Source organism: Sulfuricurvum sp., assembly GCF_049277495.1.
In the GTDB taxonomy this organism is placed as follows: domain Bacteria; phylum Campylobacterota; class Campylobacteria; order Campylobacterales; family Sulfurimonadaceae; genus Sulfuricurvum.
In genome coordinates this window covers 24,825-42,064 of the sequence record NZ_JBASYM010000012.1, presented here as the reverse complement: position 1 = coordinate 42,064, position 17,240 = coordinate 24,825, and the positions used below count along the sequence as shown (strand labels likewise).

Below are 17,240 nucleotides of genomic sequence, written 5' to 3'. Positions count from 1 at the left end.
AGCCTAACATGCGTAAATGAATAATCTTTTTTTATGTGTATGGGTTACAATTATTTAGAAAGTTTCGATAGAAGCGGGGGCAAGAAACATGTCAGCAAAGACAGAGAGGCAAAAACTCTCTGTTAATGGGTTAGTTGATCGACTAATTTTTGAAGCTCTGCATGCTGTGCGAGGGTGTATGCAAAGTTTTCATCCATCACTTTTTCAAGATGGTTCATTTCCGTCAGAGTGATTCCGAACGGATCTTTTTTGGCCACCTTGCTCGACCCGGCACTAATGGTCACATTATCGAGCTTTTTAGACGCATGACGGATAAAATAGGTCAAAAAATAGCCGCCGGAGTGGTCTTTTTCAATTGCGACAACGACACGGGTTGCATTGCTTCCGTTCCAGCTGAGATCCGGCGCCAGCGTTTTAAAATCTTCTACCAAGAGGTAACCGACGTAAACCTTTGTATAGATATCATGGTAGCGCTGCGTCGCCCCGCGACGGAAAAAATCTACGTCGATCGGATTTTTTTCCCGTAATGAGCGCAACACCCACGAAAGAGTCGCATAGTATTTAAATGCCGCGATTTTCAGCTCTTCGGCATGCGCGATCTTAGCACTCTCGACACGTATCATCGGCGCACGCGAAGATTTCGTGCTGAGACGGTCTAAAATATGGCGTGCGCTGTAGGGTTTCGTCAGCCAAACCGATGCATACGGCGGAAGATCCGAGGTTCCCGTCGCCCCTTCGTTCAGTACCAAAAGCGCTTTGACGTTGTAGCGGGGGAAAAGAACTTCAAGCAGTGCCCGCTTCTTACGGAGCCTTTTTTTAAGATTGCTGACCGATTTGACCAGAGTCATCTCGACAAAATAGAGCTCTTTATCGGTAAATAGGAGACCGTCAAATTCTCCGATCTCTTTGTGGCGGGCGCGATAGATAATCTGCCCTTTCCAGCTTACCGACAAGGCATCACTCTGTGCGCGGGTACGATGTTTATGGGGACCTTTAATAATAAAGCTTTTGATTTGCGGTTCATTGGCTGCGAATCGGAGAAGTTTTTCATAAATATAGTTTTCATACACTTCCCCCTCAAATGAGCGGAATGCACTGATATATCCCTCGTCCTCCATCGTGAGGCCCTTCGCTTCGAGCGATAACAGATGGTCAATATTATAATCGTAGTATAAAAGGTTATCGCCGAGTTCGGCATCCCCATCGGGGATAACCGTTTCATTTATTGTGAGCATAAAACTCTTTTGTGTGCAAATTTAGGGTACTTTGCAAAATACCCGTCATTATTTTACCTTATTTTTGGTCTATTTTTGGTACGAACACTCAGCAATGCTCTATATCCGGTCTCAAACCCTCTATTTTATCCTCAAGGGTGCTAGAAAACAGACTCAGGGCAAAAGCCTGCCACCTACAAAGCACACTTTTTAAAGTCATTTTTTGATACAATAAAATATGCAACACAACAGACCGACCGAAGAACAGATCCGGGCCCAATTCGTCACTTCGCTGATGGAATATTTCAAAATCGAAGAGGATATTAACCTGCGCGCGCACGTCGCCGATTTGGTACGTTCTATCCACCCCTCCCAGTATCGTGAGTTCTTTCGACGTCTCTCATCGCGCGAGATGCCGTATAAAAGCGGTTTTGAAAAAATTGCCCTGATCGCCGAAGAGTTTGAGACACAGGCACTCACTCCGATCGATCGCGAAGCCTCCGAACGTGCCGAAACACTCTACCGTCTGATGTACGATCTTCACCGCGACATTAGTCTGAAACGCGACGGCGAAAAAAGTGCACTGGAGCGGTTTGAAGAGATCCGCTTTACCTCGATCAAACGTGTCGGCGAAGAGACTCCGCTGCTGGATGAAACCGATATCAATGTCGTCAAAACACTTACTAAGCGGTGGATTTACGACTATGTTTCACTCGATCGAAGCCTCTTTACGGCACGGGTCACACACGAATACCGTAATGAAATTCTCCGCCGCGAACGGGATAAGAATGAAGTTTTATCGGCTCCGATGAAAGCGAAACTTCTCCGATCGGTTAAACCCTCATGATAACCCTTCCCGCCTCTTTGATCGATCGCGAAGATCTCAGCCTTATGGAGCGTTCTCTCATTCCTCTCATCGCCCGCCATACCCAGCAGTGGGGAGACAAACCGGGCGACATCGATGCATCGACACTGGCCCAAGCACTCCGCCACAGTCCTCGAGAGGTGGTTGAAGCACTGGATGCCATGGTTAAAAAAGGTCTTCTCAAAACAATCCGCCGGAAAACCGATCAGGGGGTCATGATCCGGTACACCTTTGCCCCGGTAGAGACAATAACCGCGATAGCCGTTTCGACGGCTGCGGTCCAATACAGTGACAGCAACTATTATCTGAATCTCTCTAACGACGCCCATGCGGAGCTGCATGCGTTTGCTCTGGAATTATGTGATCGGGAGGGATTGCGGCAGGATATTTTTGAGGATTTCAATCTTTATCAGCGGAGCCAAAATCGCCGATCCTTCGACTGGTGTGCCGAGTTTGAACGGTGGGTACGCAAAGAGATTTCTGCGAATGTTCCCGTTGTCGCTTCAGAACAAGCCCTCGCCGAATCCAAACCGACCACCGAAGAGTTCGAAATGGCACAATATTTCATCCGCCATCTTTCCTCGATCGACCCTCAATTCGAGGAACCGTTTGATGTCATCAGCTGGGCCAAACAGATCCGTCTCCTCATCGAGACCGGAGGCTATAGCCTTCTCGATATCAAATCGGCCATTGACTGGCTCTTCAGCGCCAAAGGGGACTGGTTCCGCCCCAATGTCCCCGATGCCTATCACCTGCGCAAGCACTTCAAACGGCTTATTGCTCATACCCGCTCATTCCGCGACGGCAAGCCCCGTCTTCCGGACGGAGTCGATTTGTTCGACCTTTATGAGCAGATGTAACTAGTTTAAAATAAACTCAACCCGACGGTTTTTCGATCGTCCTTCTTGTGTATCATTGGAAGCAACCGGATTAGCATCCCCCATTCCGTTGACGGTAATGACACTCGGATCAATCCCTTGGGTTGATAAATATTCCGCAACCAATTTTCCCCGTGCTTCAGAAAGTATTTCATTCGTTGCGTACTGAGCTTTGAGACGCTGCGGCGGAATATTATCCGTGTAGGAGTTGATAATAATTGTTTTTTTGCCGCTGGCGATAAACTCTTTAGCCCACTCGCGCAAGCGCTCTTTTCCCGCATCATTGAGCTCGACGACACGATTGTCAAACAGCTGAAAATTGCGAAAATAAGCTGCCGGAGCAGAAGAGAAGGCTATCGGTTTGTCGATGGCCGGTTTTGAAACGATAGCAGGAGATACCGGTTCGATTTTCTCTGCTTTAGCTGTAGGGACAATTGCCGGCGCATTAATTTTTGTCACTGCTGCGGCAACTGCGGCCGGCTTGGGGTCGACGACCGGACGTGAAACTTCCTGGGCTTTGGATAAGGGTGCAGCTTCTGCGACTTTGATCGGCTCTGCCGGATTGACTACAGCGATCGGCGTTATTATTTGACCCGATTTCAATTTTTCAATCTCCATCATGACACATGCGCCTTTGACATCGCGTGCGATCAAACTGAATATATTCCCTTTTATCTGCCATTTTGGATTCTTGAGCGGCTTTAAATCTTGGTCGAGCCCCTGGTATTTGCGAACGCCATACCCTTTAGGGACGTTTACCGTCAGAATATTTTCTGCGGTAACACACGCAGGGCTCTCTTTGCAATCGCCTCCGCTGAGGAGAATTTTATAAACACCGTTCTCTTCGGAAACCAAGAAATCGTCTTTATACGCACGCTGTATATACGAATAACGGTCGGTATTGGCGAAGGAGAGCTTTACACTTCCGTCTTTTAACTTTTCAATGGTGTTGTTCTCGGGACGGACATACACAATGCGGCTGGGATCGAATCCTCGATCAAACATAAAACCGTAATTTTTATTTTTGGTGCCTTGATAATTAAAATGGAGAATAGCTTCCGAAAAATCGGCTTGCGGATAAAAAATCATCTCCGATACATCTGCGGCTGACTCAGCCCAGGTCAACCCTAATGTTAGTAGCCCGATTACTATTTTTTTTTGCATAATCACCTCACTGTAATAAAGGAATGATACACTATCACATACAAATCTTCGATTAACAGGAAGGTCCAATGAATCTATTGTCCCTGTATCTCGACAAACCTGTCAGTAAATCAACCATAGAGTACTCCCTCGATCTTACCCTCGTAAGAGGGGTCGAAAACGGCTATTACGGGCATAATCAGACGCTCCATGCCGTTTTGGCTCCCTTTGGTGTGTTGACACTGATTGCCAAAGAAAAAAAAGAGATTCTCAACGCCCTCTCAACCCTCGGAATAACCCTCGGTTCAGAGGAAGAAAATGCACTTATCACCCAAGATTATCCCATTCGAATCGATCCGGCACTCGTTTCTGCTTTTAATGTTACCAACGAGACCATTATTCTCAAATCGGCTTCGACCCACAATCTCAATATTATTGCTCTGGCAATCTCCCAAAGCGTAGGCTTGGAACACTATGAGAAACGGCTGAACACCCTCTTTCTCCAAAGCCGTCGTATCGTCGAATCGATCCAATCGTATTCGATTACACGCCGTGGGCACCTGATGCAGTTTGCCAAACGTCTCGCCCTCACCCGTCACGATATGGTAAGCAATCTGTTGTTGTTGGACAAACCCAATATCCTTTGGGACGATGCGGAAGCCGAAGCGCTCTACAACCGTCTGGCATTTATCCTCGAACTTTACGACCGCCACGAAACCGCTCTCTCGAAACTCTCTCAAATCAAAGAAGATGTAATGCTGGTGATGGATCTCATCAATCACAAAAAAAGCGAATTTTTGGAATGGATCATCATCATCCTCATCTTCGTTGAAATCATCATGGGGATTATGGAGATGCTCAAATAAATGTGCTACAATTAAACACAACACAAAGGAGCCTTGCTATGACAAAATACCTCTTGAGTTTTATGGTGTCCGTTCCTCTCGTCTACGGTGCTTCGGCGGGAATGAAAATTTACGGTCAAACATGTGTCGAATGCCACGGCGCTGACGGTAAAGAGGTCTCAATCGCAGGAAAAGCGATCGCAGGAAGCAGCGGAGCACTCGCCAAGCTTACCGGATACAAAAACGGCACCTACGGCGGGGATCAGAAAGCGGTCATGGAAGGCAACGTTGCGACTCTCAGCGATGCTGATATGAAAGCCGTTTCTGAATTCGTAGACACTCTCAAATAAGAACGAAAAAGGAAACTCCCTTTTCGCCGGCGGGGCGAAAGCCCTTCGCCTTCTATTCTGAACCTTTACATTAAGACAGCAGTGCCTCAAATTCTGACGCTCTCAGCGGCGGGCTTTTAAAATATCCTTGATACATGGTACAGCCGCGTGCTTCTAAAAACTCGATCTGTTCAATACGTTCCGTCCCCTCCGCGAGGACTTGAAACCCTAAAGCCTGCCCCATCGCGATAATCGCCGTTACAATCGCCATATCATCATTGTCAAACGGAAGATCATCGACAAAACTTTTATCGATTTTCAGCACATCGATCGGAAACCGTTTGAGATAGGATAGGGATGAGTACCCGGTCCCAAAATCATCAATCGCCAATCGTATCCCCATAGCACGCAGCGTGTGAAGCATGATCACCGTATCCTCCTGACGCTGCATCAGGGCACTTTCTGTCAGTTCAAGTTCGAGTTTATCGGCCGGGTACCCTGATCGTTTAAGGGCATTTTCAACCATTTCAGGAATATTTTGATGCCGGACCTGATGGGCGGAGAGATTTACCGCCAGCGTCAGCCGGTGCCCTCTGTCCAACCAAACCCTCCCCTGTCGACAAGTCTCATTCAGCACCCATTCGCCGATCGGTCCGATAAGTCCGGTATTCTCCGCGATCGGAATAAAATCCAGCGGCGATATAATCCCCAGCTGAGGATCATTCCAGCGGATCAAGGCTTCAGCCCCCACAATCCGTCCCGTCGCGATATGAACCTGAGGCTGATAATATACTTCGAATTCGCTGTTGGCAATAGCGCGTCGCAGACGTGTTTCGCCATCGATCCGCTTGCGTGCCAGATCGGTCAATTCATCCGTATAGTAGCGATATGTTGCACGCCCCTCCGATTTTGCCTTATACAGTGCCGCATCCGCATGCTGAAGAAGCTCAGAGGCATTGTCCCCATGACCGGGGAACAGGACGATGCCCACACTCATACCGATATGTATTTCTGCGCCTCCGGTGAGCTTGTAAGGGTTGCTTAAAGCAGCGATCATCTCTTGTGCTATCCGGCCTGCATCCTCGGGATGGGCGAGCTGTTCGAGAACGACGGCAAATTCATCACCTCCCAAACGGCTGATCATATCCCCATCGCGCAATCGTCCTCCAAGCCGCTGCGCGATCTGTTTTAACAGTTCATCCCCCGCACCGTGGCCAAAACTGTCATTAACGTCTTTAAATCGGTCTAAATCAAACATAAGAAGGGCTATCTGCGTTTTAAGCCGCTTTGCGTTCTCAATCGTACGGTGAAGATGCGAGGAAAGAAGGGCACGGTTTGCCAATCCCGTCAGCGGATCATAATTGGCCAATATTTCCAGCCGCTCTTCATAGTGTTTGTGGTCGGTAATATCCTGCGCGATCCCCAGGACACCTATAACTTTTCCCGCATAGTCTTTCATCGGCGTTTTGATCGTTTCAAAATATCCTTCTCTGCTCCCATCGGCAAAAACCAAATATTCTTCATTAATTCGAGGCTTATCCCCTTCTATCGCCAAACGGTCATTCTCCCGAAAAAATTCTGCCTGCTCGGAACTCACAAAATCAGAATCGGATTTTCCGATTATTTCAGACTCTTTCGCCCCAAAAAAACCTTCAAACATCTTATTGCACGCCACATATACCCCATCAGGGTCTTTCAACCATATCAGATTGGGGAGGGTGTTGACGAGAGTATCGAGCAGCGACGTTTTTTGGACCAGTTCAAGCTGGCGTTCATACAGACGGCGTTCGGTCTGTTTTGTCTCCGTAATGTCGCGATAAAGAGCAAGTACATAGGGATAACCGTCCAGTTCGAGAGAAACCACATTCACCCATACATCAAGGATCTCTCCGTTTTTTGTCCGATGACGCGTCTCAAAGCTGTCGCTTCCTCTTTCCATAATATTCTTCATCCGCGCTCTGATCTCTTCGGGAGACTCTATCACTTCATAATCGGGAATTTTTAGTCGGGAGAACTCTTCGGAGGTGTAGCCCAAGGTAATATAAGCCGCTATATTATATTCGATAGGGAGCATGGTGACGCTATCAATCAAAATAACACTGTCCGGAAGGGCTTCAAAAAGTTTTCGGAGCTTTAATTCATTTTTTTCAATAGAGGCTTTTTCGATTTTAAGCTCTTTTTTACGCTCCGCTATCTTGGTAATCGTCGCATTTTTTTGATTAATTACCCGGATCAAAAACTCAAAATAGGCACCATGAATGGCATGCAGTACATCATGACGGCTCAGCAATCCTACAAGATTTTCGCTCTCATCCACAACGATCAGCTGATGGATCCCGTGTTCTTCCATCATTTTTGCCGCATCTTGCAACGGAATATTTTTGGGGATAATACGAAAATCTCTATGAAGCAACGGTTCGACACTCGTATCACTGATCCCCTTTTTCTGGGCATACCGATGGGCAATGTCCCGTTCGGTAATGACGCCTGCGGGATGACTTCCATCAAGAACGACCGCATAATCAACTTTGCGTTCACGCATCAGGGATGCCGCTTCAGACAGCGGGGTATTCAATGAAACGATAAGCGGAGAGCGGCTCATCGCTTCCGAGACGATTTTGAATTTTCCCAATTCTTCAAATCCGATATGACGGAGAAAGTCCCCCTCGCTCATGACTCCGACAAACGCTCCTATCTCATCAACAACAACCAAATGGCGGTACCCTTTCTCTTCCATCAGCGCATACGCATCATGCAGATAAAGGGTCTCCGCAACACAAAAAGGATCGCGTGTCATCACTTCGCTTAAAGGATTTTCGATGTTGATAGCATCCGCTACCGCACGAAGAGCATCATGTTCGGTAAATATTCCGATAGGGCGATTGTCATCATTGACAATAATAATAGAGCTGATTGAACGCTCCGCCATCATTGCCAAAGCCTTCGCAATCGTTTGCGTAGCGTTCAATGTAAATGTGTGCTCCGAAACAATGGATTTAAGCATCATCTCTTTCATGAGCGTGCCTCACATGCCACGGTACGATTACGGCCGCTGTCTTTGGCCGCATACATCGCACTGTCCGCCCGTTCGATTGCACTATGAAGGGTATCATCCGCTAATATTTCAGTGATTCCGATGCTGCATGTCACTTGCCCGGCACCTTCAAACGATTCCAGTTCAAGAAGTACACGAATTTTTTCGCCGACCCCGTATGCTTCATCACACCCGGCATTTCGCAGCAGCAAAATAAATTCTTCCCCTCCCCAGCGGGCAAAGAGGTCTCCCTCCCGTACCGAAGACGTAACCAAAGAGGCAAACTGCTTGAGGACATAATCACCGATGTTATGCCCATAGGTGTCATTGATCTGCTTAAAATGGTCCAAATCAATCATCACCAGCGCCAGCTTGGTTGCATGACGTTTAAACTGCGACAGCTCTTTGGAAAACAATTCGGTAAACATATGGCGGTTATGGATCTCGGTGAGCGAATCTTTGGTCGCCAGCTGTGTCAAATGCTGGTTTTTTTGTTGCAAAATTTGGGTTATCTCTTCAAATTGCTTAAAATGGTCCTGCATCAATTGCGACCATTTAAGATACGTCCGTGCTATCAAATCCTGCTGCGTTACGATTCCGATGACATGATCATCATCATCGGTCACCACGATGCGTTTAAACGGACGGGAACGGAGATACTCAAGCCCTTCATTGATCGATGCTTTATGGTTCAGCGTCTCGACCGGAAAAGACATGAGTTTAGAAACCGGCATCGTATTATGAATATCATCACCGATAAACCCCAATATATCTTTAGAGGTGAGGATACCGACGGCTTCCCCCCCTTCTTGGATAATCACGCAGTCACTCAAGGAGTCCTTCATAAATTCTAAAACTTCCGACATCAATGTCTCGGGCGAAAAGCTCTTATACCCGTATTTTTTTTCAAAAATCGTCGAAATCTGGAGCGAATCCAAAATCACCTGCGGATCAACACTCGCTACGATATCACTGTTGGTCACCAGTCCATAGAGGCTCCCGTCGGCATTGCAGACACAGATATACTCATCATCATCATTCGTAAGATTCAGGGCATTAATAATATTGCTCTCTTTATCGAGCATCGGAGGGGAACGGAGCGATATTTGAGAAAAGGGGGTTGAAAAAGGTACCCCCTCGAGCTTAAGACGTATAATATCTTTTGTCGTAATAACATAATGCAATGTTTTGTTGATTACGATAATACTGCGATGATTATGCTGATGCATCTTATTGAGGGCATCTTGAATCGTATGATGGATATCTGCGGTTATGACATTCGTTGTCGCAATCAACCCAAGGGTAGGGAAAAACATAGACTTGCCTCCTTCTTCTTCTCTTTATTATATCGCTAGAAATATCAAATTAGAGCAAAATCATAAAAATCACTTAATGTTAAAATAATATATAACGCAATATAATCTCCAAAATCACCGAAGGATATCACCTGTTCCCATGAGTTCTCGTATGTTCTATCCGTATTGTATCAGTCGCACTGTCCCGCTGAACCTTATCGGTTTTTATTTCTTCCTGAATCTTTAATGGAATTTTTTGCAATCCCTTTACTCGCGATCATTTTAGCCCTCTGGGTTGCCCACTCGATCTTTCTAAACCGCCGTATCATCGACAATCAAAAACGCTATCACCAATTTTTCAACGACTCTCCCGTAGCGCTCATCGTTATCGATCGGCACTACCGTATCATCGAATGGAACCAAGCCGCCGAAGCGATTTTCGGATGGGAAAGTGATGAAGCGGAAGGGGAAGATATTATTGAGTTCATCGTCCCCAACTTCGATAAAGCACACGTAACCTCCATACTGCAAAAAGCTTCCGCCGAAGGGATCAGTTACTCCAAAAATTACAATGTCACGAAACATGCAAACGAAATTTTTTGCGAATGGCGCAATAGGCGGCTGGAAGGAAAGGAAGGGGAAATTTTGTGTATGGCGCAAGATATTACCGTCTCCAAAAAGAATCTGGATGAGCTCAATAAACGTTCCGCCGCCCTCGAAAGTGCCGGTGATGCTATTTTTTATACTGACGAAAAAGGGTTGATCGAATTTGCGAATCGAAGCTTTTTTCTCCTCGCCCTCAAAGATCAAAATGAACTCTACGGGATGCACATCGGTAAATATCTTTTTAAAGATCGGCTTACGTTCAATGCCCTTCTCCCCAAATTTGATACTGAGCATACCTGGAGAGGAACGATTAAAAAATCTTCCCTTTCAGAAGAAAAGATTCTCAGTGTCACCATCACCGCGATCTATCATCGCAACCGCCTGGTCAGCTATGTCGCCAATCTCCATGACATCACCCAAATCACGTGCCATGTTGATGCATTGACGCATCGTGCTCAGCACGATCCCCTGACCGGTGCTATCAACCGTGCGACCATGAACGACCGGCTCACCCATGCGATCAATCGATCGAAGCGGAATGAACAGCAAATCGCCCTCTTTTTTATCGACTTGAATGATTTTAAACTGGTCAATGACCGTCATGGACATGAAGCGGGAGACAGATTATTAAAAGATGTAGCGAAAAATATTTTGGCATGTCTGCGAAACAGTGATACGGTGTGCCGATACGGAGGGGATGAGTTTATCATCCTTATTGAAGACGTTAAAAGCGAAGAGCATCTGCAAACGATCCATTATGCCATCAATGCAGCTATCAACGAACCGATACGGCTGGATTCCAATATCGTTTTACGTCCCCATGCCAGTATCGGCGTAGCCCTTTATCCTGACCATGCCGCCGATGCGCAAAGCCTGATCAAAGCAGCCGATACGGCGATGTATCTCGTCAAAAAAGAGAAAAAAATTAACGAACCGGTACCAATACTCTGCGCTGACAGTCACAATCGCTAAAATAGACCCATTGCTCTTCATACACAGGTTGCGGGGAATAGACTACCGGAGCACTCCGAACATAGGTGACCGTCTCCTGTCTCGGACCGGATAGGGCATACCCCAAAAATCCGCCGATGACCAAAGGAACGACCCAATTGCCGCTATGATGGCCGTCATAACGGTTATAATTGGAAATCTTGACATGTCGAGGCGCTTCATATCGGCCGTTGCGGTCATGTCTATAATCTGCATTCGCCGACACGGAGAAAAGTAAAACGGCACTTAATAAAGCATTGATCGGATGAAATGTTTTCATAGGGAACTCCTAGATTTTAGGTAACGTAATCATGACATCTCTGTGTGAACCGATTGTGAACTATAAAACAATATTTTGTGCATTATTCGCTAAAATACTGTCCTATCAGGAGATATTAATGCAATTGATTAAAATTTCGAGTATTTTAACCCTTCTAGCGACCTTTTCATGGGCTAACCCCCAATGTTTTCTCCAAGGATACGGGGACCTCATCCGCTCTGCCGATGAGACGTCTCTTATCCTGAAAAACGGCACCGTACTCCCCTACCGTACCGCTGACGCCAAAGCTTCATGGGATGACAAAATCAACCATGCCGACCTCGCAACTCAAGTAGAACAGCGTTATGATGCAGGAGGACAAGAAACCCCGCCTCCGTACCTCTTTGATCCGGGACGTTTGCGCTATCAGCCTTTCTTCCAAGCCTTGTACGGTAAAGACAAAAAAGAGATTGAAAAAAATCTCGTAACGATCCTATGGCCGACCCTGAAAGGATCGGTCAAACTGCCTGTCAATAAAGTAGGCGGTGTGGATAAAAAACTTCTGCTCATTGGACAGGAGATTGCCAAACTCCCCAAAGCTGACCGCATCTGGGCGGAGGGGGCAACCACCTACTGCTACCGCGTCATCCAAGATACCGATCGCCTCTCGATGCACAGTTACGGCATTGCAGTTGATCTTGCCCCCACCAAAACCCAATACTGGAAAGATGAAGCCTCAAGCGAAACCGCCCATATCGGTTATAAAAACACGATGCCGATGTCGATTGTCAAAATCTTCGAAAAGCACGGATTTATCTGGGGAGGACGATGGTACCACTACGATACGATGCATTTCGAATACCGTCCCGAGCTTCTAGCCCCCTTGTGTACAGCACAACGATAATATCATGAACCGGTGGATGCAAATTGCCTACGAGGAAGCCCTGTCGGGAATGAGGGTAAACGACGGAGGCCCATTCGGTGCCGTCATCGTGCAAAATGATCAAATCATCTCCCAAACCCACAATGAAGTTCTCCGAACCAATGATCCTACCGCCCATGCCGAAATCAATGCCATCCGTGCCGCATCCCAAAAACTGGGACGGTTCGATCTCTCCGATTGTACCCTATACACCACCTGCTACCCGTGTCCGATGTGCATGGGTGCCATTTTATGGGCGAAGATTCCGATCGTCTATTACGGTGCCACTGAAGCCGATGCGACCAAGGGAGGCTTCAATGATGAGAACTTTCATGCCCATATCCGCAATCCCCAAGATGCCTTCGATCTTCGCCCTCTCGATCTGGAAAAGACACGGACGCTCTTCGATCAATGGCTGGAAAAAAGCGACCGTATTCTGTACTGATATTTTCTGTGACCGTAACGTAACCATAAAACTTTACACTTTTGCACTTTTTTTAAAGGGCATAAATGTCTACCCAAAAATCTCTGTCTCTACTTTCTCGACTTTCCATCCGAAAAAAAATCACTTTGATTGTCGTCCTAACGCAGCTTTTCGCAGTTATTGCAGTCGCCGTCGGTATTCTCGGAATGTTTTTATCCAACGAATCGCTGAATACCATTCACACCCAAAGCCTTCTCCCTCTCCAAAATCTCCGTTCATGCAAAAATGCGATTGACAATGAGATTCGTCGTACGGCTATCGACCTTTCTGAAGGGGTGGGAGACTTCGATACAGCTTCCAAAGTCGTTAAAACTTCCCATAAGAATCTCATGGACAAATGGAATATCTATCTTAAAGGCAAAATGACCGGGCAAGAAGCCCAATCCGTCCCGGAAGCCAAAGAGGCTATGGAGCGTGCGGAACGTTCTATCATCCTATTGGAAAAAGCAATCGATGAAAAGCAGCTTATGAGTATTCTTGATCTCGTCCAAAGCGATTTTCCCTACAGTTTGTCGCCGGCCGATGAACAGCTGGATAAGCTCATCGAACTCCAGATTGCCAATACCCAAACGCTTTATCTTAGCGCGCAGAAAGAGTTCAAACAAACCCTGATGCTGATCCTTTTGATTTTTCCGGCAGGGATGATAAGCGTCCATATTGTTTTACATTTCATCACGAAAGATCTGCTGGGGAAAATTGCCAATCTCACCCAAATCGCACAACATCTCCGCTCCGGCAATCTACTCCATAGAATCGACGCAAAAGGACAGGATGAACTCTCTGTCGCGGCCAATGATATGAACGGCTCCATGGAAGAACTTCAAAAAATGATCTCGAATATCAAATCTGCTTCCTCCCATAACATGGCCTCCGCCGAAAAAATGAACATGGTTTCGGCCGCGATCAAAGAAAAGCTCCAAACAAGCACTTCCCATGTTTCCGAGACACACACCCATATCGTCTCCTTACAGGAAATCGTCGTTAACTCCACCACCGCCGCACGCGATACCAATAATAAAATCAATGAGGCCAACACGAACCTCACTACCGCTAATTCTCAGATTTCCAATATCAACGGCAGTATCCAGTCTGTCGCTTCAACACAGCAGACCCTCTCGCAAGAACTCAATATTCTGGCTTCCGAAGCACAAAAAGTCAAAGGAGTTCTCGATATTATCGGCGACATTGCCGATCAGACCAATCTGCTCGCACTCAATGCCGCAATCGAAGCCGCACGCGCCGGGGAGCATGGTCGGGGGTTTGCCGTCGTTGCCGATGAAGTCCGAAAACTCGCTGAACGGACCCAAGAGAGCCTCTCTTTAATCAATAAAACCATTAATACCATTGTAGACGGGGTTACCGATACCAGTCAAAAAATGGATAAATCAACGACCTCTATCTTAGGCGTTTCCCGTGATTCCAATCTCATCCAAAAAATCATCGAAGCGTCCTCTTCCCTCATCTCATTGGCCGCATCAAGTGTCCACCATTCCAACGAACGGCTGCACGAACTGATGAACGGCATGGATTTTATCGGCTCCAAAATCAATGCTCTCAACCTTATCACTTCATCCAATGAAGCAAGTATTCAAGAGATCGCAGGAGTCACCGTCAGTCTCGATCAAAGCACAGCGGATCTAAACCACCAGCTCCAGAAATTTCGGACTTAATCCAAAAATTCAATCACTTTTTCGACCGGACGGCCGATAAGTGCCCGATTCTCCTCAATGAGGATCGGGCGCTCGATCAGTTTGGGATATTCTGCCAACGCATCGATCAGTTTTGCTTCTTCCGTTACCGCCGCAAGTCCCAATTCTTTATACACATCTTCTTTCGTACGCATCAATTCCCGTGCCGAAATCCCCAGCTTTTGCAAAAGATCCGCGATGGCTTGACGCGATGGTGTTGTTTCCAGATATTTGAATACTTCATAAGGCGTTCCCTTCTCTTCAAGAAGTTTAAGTGCTTCGCGCGATTTCGAACATTTCGGGTTGTGCCAGATCGTTATCATGATCATCTCCATTTTTTGCCGACATTATAACGCTTCTAGCGATCACGAAAAATCCCGTTTCTTTTGTCAATTTCATAATATTAATCTTAACTTACTTTGATAACTTAACACAAATGTAACACTTGTTCTTCATAATCGCACTCTTAATTCATAATTTTAAGGAAAAGCGATGTCAAAAACCCGTCGGATCTCTCACAGTATCTTCCTATCTGCCTTCCTTGCAACCGGATGCTTTGCAACTGAAAATCTTGGAATTATCAATATTGATTCAACGACGATCGATGACCGTTTCCACTCCGGCAAAACCGAAGTCTCCTCGACCGCCACGATCGACGGACAAACAGTGGATGAAGCCCATATCGAAAATCTCCAGCAGGTGCTTCAAACCATACCGGGCATCACGACCGAAATCAAAACAGGTGATACCTTGAAAATCCATATTCGGGGAGTTGAGAATCAGCGCTATATGGGTGAAAAACCGGGTGTTGCTGTCGTCATCGACGGGGTTCCTGTATTTGAGCGCACCGGGGCCGTCAACATCGATTTGGATAACATCGAATCGATCAAAGTCATCAAGGGAGGGGCATCGTATCTGTTCGGGGATGACGCTCTCGCCGGAGCCGTCATCATTACGACGAAAAAAGGGGCCGTCAACAAATCGATGCTTGCCTCAGAATTCGGCAGTTTCGGCTACCGAAAACTGCTGGCGGAGACTTCTTTTGCCAAAGACTCTTTTAACGGCCGCATTCAAGTCAGCGAACGCAAAGGGGACGGCTACTGGAAAGATTCGGACTATCTGGCACGCTATGCCAACGGCAAACTTCAGTACTACATCGATGATACCAGTGACCTCACTTTCGGCATCGAAGCCTCCCACCGCGAAAAAGATTCTCACGGAACGGTCGAGGGGATGACGCAGGCGCTTACCGATCCGACAAGCCAGGAGGGACGGGATTACACGCGGATGTATGATGTCGATCTCCTCAAACTCTTCCTGACCTACAGTAAAGATTTCGGCAATAACTCCAACCTTCTTCTCAATCTTTATCAATACGGAGATGATACCAAATTTGTCAGTTCACCCCAAAAATACAGCTCTACCGGAACGGTCGTTACCGCGGATGACGCCTACACCACCGGGAATGATTATCATCAGATTCAACGGGGGCTCAAAAGCGAATACCGCAGCAGCGGAGAATCTCTCGCCTATATGGTCGGTGCCGATATCCGCAACAATATCTATGAAAACAAGACGGTTTATCTCGTCGATTTTAAAACGAGCGCATTTTCCCCTACCGTCTACCATGCCGGAACCGTGACCGGAGACAATAAAACGACCGAGGAGGTCTACGCTCCGTATCTCGAGGTCAAAGTCCCTTTGAGCGAAGCTACGACACTCACACTGAATGGGCGCTACGACAATATTCGCCTCGATTATGAAGACCAATTGCATACGTTATCGCTTCAAAAAGATTTTAACGTTTACTCCCACCGCGTAGGGCTAACCCATGATCTCAGTGATTCGGCCACCCTGTTCGTAAGCCGCTCAACCGGTTTTCGCGCCCCCTCTATCGATCAGCTCTTTAACGGAACGATTTCTCTTGATTCGAAAGTACTCAACAACCCCGATCTTAAGCCGGAAGAGGCCGTCAATTACGATCTCGGGCTCCGAGGCACCATTCCGGCATTAGAGAATACTCTGAGCTATGAAGCAACCCTCTTTTTGCTCGATCGAAAAGATTATATTATGTCTTCCATCGGCCAATATACCGCCGCAACGGCGGCTAATCCGCAAAAATATGAAAATATCGGGGGAATGCGCAGCAAAGGGTTTGAACTCTCTCTCCAAAGCGATTCGAAAAAAACCTTCTCGTTTGATCTAGCCTATACCTATCTCGACGCTTATTTCACACAGTACGACAATTTCTATTTAGGTCTGGGGAGCCCCTATGTCACCAGCGGTCCCAATGCCTATACCCAAATCCATTATGACCTGACCGGAAACACTGTTCCTAGAACGTCTCGCCATACGTTAAACCTTATCGGAAATTATAACGTCAGCGACGCTACGACCCTCTCCGCCGAACTGACGGCGAAATCGAGCTACTACGCCGATGAGCTCAACCAACTCGAAATGCCCGGATACGAAGTCGTCAATCTCTTGGCGAAACATTCCGAAAAATGGAAAGGGTTCACCTTTGATATGTTTGTACGGATCGATAACGTCTTTGACAAATTCTATTTTAATACCGCTCGAAGCAGCGGAGATCGGGACTATAACAAAATATACAACCAAGAAGATCTCTCTTTGACCGTCAATCCGGGGCGTGTCTATACGGCAGGCTTATCCATCAAATTTTAAGGA

General features: G+C 46.8%; 14 protein-coding genes and 1 pseudogene. 9 read left to right on the top strand and 6 right to left on the bottom strand.

Annotation, left to right across the window (positions count from 1 at the left end; all coding sequences use genetic code 11):
- Window positions 1-122: 122 nt before the first annotated feature.
- Window positions 123-1,235: a hypothetical protein gene (locus WAO38_RS03070; RefSeq protein WP_422234241.1), complete on the bottom strand. Its 1,113-nt coding sequence runs from the start codon at window positions 1,233-1,235 to the stop codon at window positions 123-125.
- Window positions 1,236-1,452: 217 nt separating this feature from the next.
- On the opposite strand from WAO38_RS03070, the gene WAO38_RS03065 reads away from it, so the two are divergent.
- Complete coding sequence (locus WAO38_RS03065; RefSeq protein ID WP_422234239.1) at window positions 1,453-2,061, top strand: hypothetical protein; 609 nt, start codon at window positions 1,453-1,455, stop codon at window positions 2,059-2,061.
- Window positions 2,058-2,939, top strand: coding sequence for a hypothetical protein (locus tag WAO38_RS03060; protein ID WP_422234238.1), 882 nt, complete (start codon window positions 2,058-2,060; stop codon window positions 2,937-2,939). Before WAO38_RS03065 ends, WAO38_RS03060 begins: the two co-directional genes overlap by 4 nt.
- Here WAO38_RS03060 and WAO38_RS03055 read toward each other — a convergent pair whose 3' ends face one another.
- The gene (locus tag WAO38_RS03055) at window positions 2,940-4,121 is read right to left on the bottom strand and encodes an OmpA family protein (RefSeq protein WP_422234236.1); all 1,182 of its coding nucleotides are present in this window, start codon (window positions 4,119-4,121) and stop codon (window positions 2,940-2,942) included. It lies immediately after the preceding gene.
- A 68-nt stretch (window positions 4,122-4,189) separates the two neighbouring features.
- Here WAO38_RS03055 and WAO38_RS03050 point away from each other — a divergent pair, with 68 nt between their 5' ends.
- Window positions 4,190-4,966, top strand: a complete 777-nt coding sequence (locus WAO38_RS03050; RefSeq protein WP_422234234.1) for an RMD1 family protein — start codon at window positions 4,190-4,192, stop codon at window positions 4,964-4,966.
- Window positions 4,967-5,004: 38 nt separating this feature from the next.
- On the top strand, window positions 5,005-5,295 hold the full coding sequence (locus tag WAO38_RS03045; protein WP_422234232.1) for a c-type cytochrome: 291 nt from the start codon (window positions 5,005-5,007) through the stop codon (window positions 5,293-5,295).
- A 70-nt stretch (window positions 5,296-5,365) separates the two neighbouring features.
- Here WAO38_RS03045 and WAO38_RS03040 read toward each other — a convergent pair whose 3' ends face one another.
- Window positions 5,366-8,290: an EAL domain-containing protein gene (locus WAO38_RS03040; protein ID WP_422234230.1), complete on the bottom strand. Its 2,925-nt coding sequence runs from the start codon at window positions 8,288-8,290 to the stop codon at window positions 5,366-5,368.
- Window positions 8,287-9,624: a diguanylate cyclase gene (locus WAO38_RS03035; RefSeq protein WP_422234229.1), complete on the bottom strand. Its 1,338-nt coding sequence runs from the start codon at window positions 9,622-9,624 to the stop codon at window positions 8,287-8,289. Before WAO38_RS03035 ends, WAO38_RS03040 begins: the two co-directional genes overlap by 4 nt.
- 225 nt (window positions 9,625-9,849) lie before the next feature.
- Between WAO38_RS03035 and WAO38_RS03030 the strand changes: the two genes are divergently transcribed.
- A complete protein-coding gene (locus WAO38_RS03030; protein ID WP_422234227.1) occupies window positions 9,850-11,181 on the top strand; it encodes a diguanylate cyclase domain-containing protein in 1,332 nt (443 codons plus the stop codon).
- Here the strand turns inward: WAO38_RS03030 and WAO38_RS03025 are convergent.
- Complete coding sequence (locus WAO38_RS03025; protein ID WP_422234225.1) at window positions 11,135-11,479, bottom strand: hypothetical protein; 345 nt, start codon at window positions 11,477-11,479, stop codon at window positions 11,135-11,137. The two genes, WAO38_RS03030 and WAO38_RS03025, sit on opposite strands and share 47 nt — an antisense overlap.
- A 118-nt stretch (window positions 11,480-11,597) precedes the next feature.
- On the opposite strand from WAO38_RS03025, the gene WAO38_RS03020 reads away from it, so the two are divergent.
- The 3 genes and pseudogenes from WAO38_RS03020 to WAO38_RS03010 form a co-directional block, all read left to right on the top strand.
- On the top strand, window positions 11,598-12,362 hold the full coding sequence (locus WAO38_RS03020; RefSeq protein WP_422234223.1) for a M15 family metallopeptidase: 765 nt from the start codon (window positions 11,598-11,600) through the stop codon (window positions 12,360-12,362).
- A gap of 4 nt (window positions 12,363-12,366) precedes the next feature.
- The gene (locus tag WAO38_RS03015; protein WP_422234221.1) at window positions 12,367-12,825 is read left to right on the top strand and encodes a nucleoside deaminase; all 459 of its coding nucleotides are present in this window, start codon (window positions 12,367-12,369) and stop codon (window positions 12,823-12,825) included.
- Between the two features lie 104 nt (window positions 12,826-12,929).
- Window positions 12,930-14,534 (top strand): annotated as a pseudogene (locus WAO38_RS03010) (methyl-accepting chemotaxis protein); the annotation flags it as partial.
- On the opposite strand, the gene arsC reads toward WAO38_RS03010, so the two are convergent.
- Window positions 14,531-14,875 (bottom strand): arsenate reductase (glutaredoxin), encoded by a 345-nt coding sequence (gene arsC / locus WAO38_RS03005; RefSeq protein WP_422234219.1) that lies wholly within the window; start codon window positions 14,873-14,875, stop codon window positions 14,531-14,533. The pseudogene WAO38_RS03010 and the gene arsC sit on opposite strands and share 4 nt — an antisense overlap.
- Before the next feature lie 169 nt (window positions 14,876-15,044).
- Between arsC and WAO38_RS03000 the strand changes: the two genes are divergently transcribed.
- Window positions 15,045-17,237, top strand: a complete 2,193-nt coding sequence (locus tag WAO38_RS03000; protein ID WP_422234217.1) for a TonB-dependent receptor — start codon at window positions 15,045-15,047, stop codon at window positions 17,235-17,237.
- The last annotated feature ends 3 nt before the right edge of the window (window positions 17,238-17,240 follow it).

Bases quoted from the DNA above. Each gene is read 5' to 3' on its own strand.
- WAO38_RS03070 (WP_422234241.1), bottom strand. From the start codon at position 1,235: ATGCTCACAATAAATGAAACGGTTATCCCCGATGGGGATGCCGAACTC.
- WAO38_RS03065 (WP_422234239.1), top strand. From the start codon at position 1,453: ATGCAACACAACAGACCGACCGAAGAACAGATCCGGGCCCAATTCGTC.
- WAO38_RS03060 (WP_422234238.1), top strand. From the start codon at position 2,058: ATGATAACCCTTCCCGCCTCTTTGATCGATCGCGAAGATCTCAGCCTT.
- WAO38_RS03055 (WP_422234236.1), bottom strand. From the start codon at position 4,121: ATGCAAAAAAAAATAGTAATCGGGCTACTAACATTAGGGTTGACCTGG.
- WAO38_RS03050 (WP_422234234.1), top strand. From the start codon at position 4,190: ATGAATCTATTGTCCCTGTATCTCGACAAACCTGTCAGTAAATCAACC.
- WAO38_RS03045 (WP_422234232.1), top strand. From the start codon at position 5,005: ATGACAAAATACCTCTTGAGTTTTATGGTGTCCGTTCCTCTCGTCTAC.
- WAO38_RS03040 (WP_422234230.1), bottom strand. From the start codon at position 8,290: ATGAAAGAGATGATGCTTAAATCCATTGTTTCGGAGCACACATTTACA.
- WAO38_RS03035 (WP_422234229.1), bottom strand. From the start codon at position 9,624: ATGTTTTTCCCTACCCTTGGGTTGATTGCGACAACGAATGTCATAACC.
- WAO38_RS03030 (WP_422234227.1), top strand. From the start codon at position 9,850: ATGGAATTTTTTGCAATCCCTTTACTCGCGATCATTTTAGCCCTCTGG.
- WAO38_RS03025 (WP_422234225.1), bottom strand. From the start codon at position 11,479: ATGAAAACATTTCATCCGATCAATGCTTTATTAAGTGCCGTTTTACTT.
- WAO38_RS03020 (WP_422234223.1), top strand. From the start codon at position 11,598: ATGCAATTGATTAAAATTTCGAGTATTTTAACCCTTCTAGCGACCTTT.
- WAO38_RS03015 (WP_422234221.1), top strand. From the start codon at position 12,367: ATGAACCGGTGGATGCAAATTGCCTACGAGGAAGCCCTGTCGGGAATG.
- arsC (WP_422234219.1), bottom strand. From the start codon at position 14,875: ATGATAACGATCTGGCACAACCCGAAATGTTCGAAATCGCGCGAAGCA.
- WAO38_RS03000 (WP_422234217.1), top strand. From the start codon at position 15,045: ATGTCAAAAACCCGTCGGATCTCTCACAGTATCTTCCTATCTGCCTTC.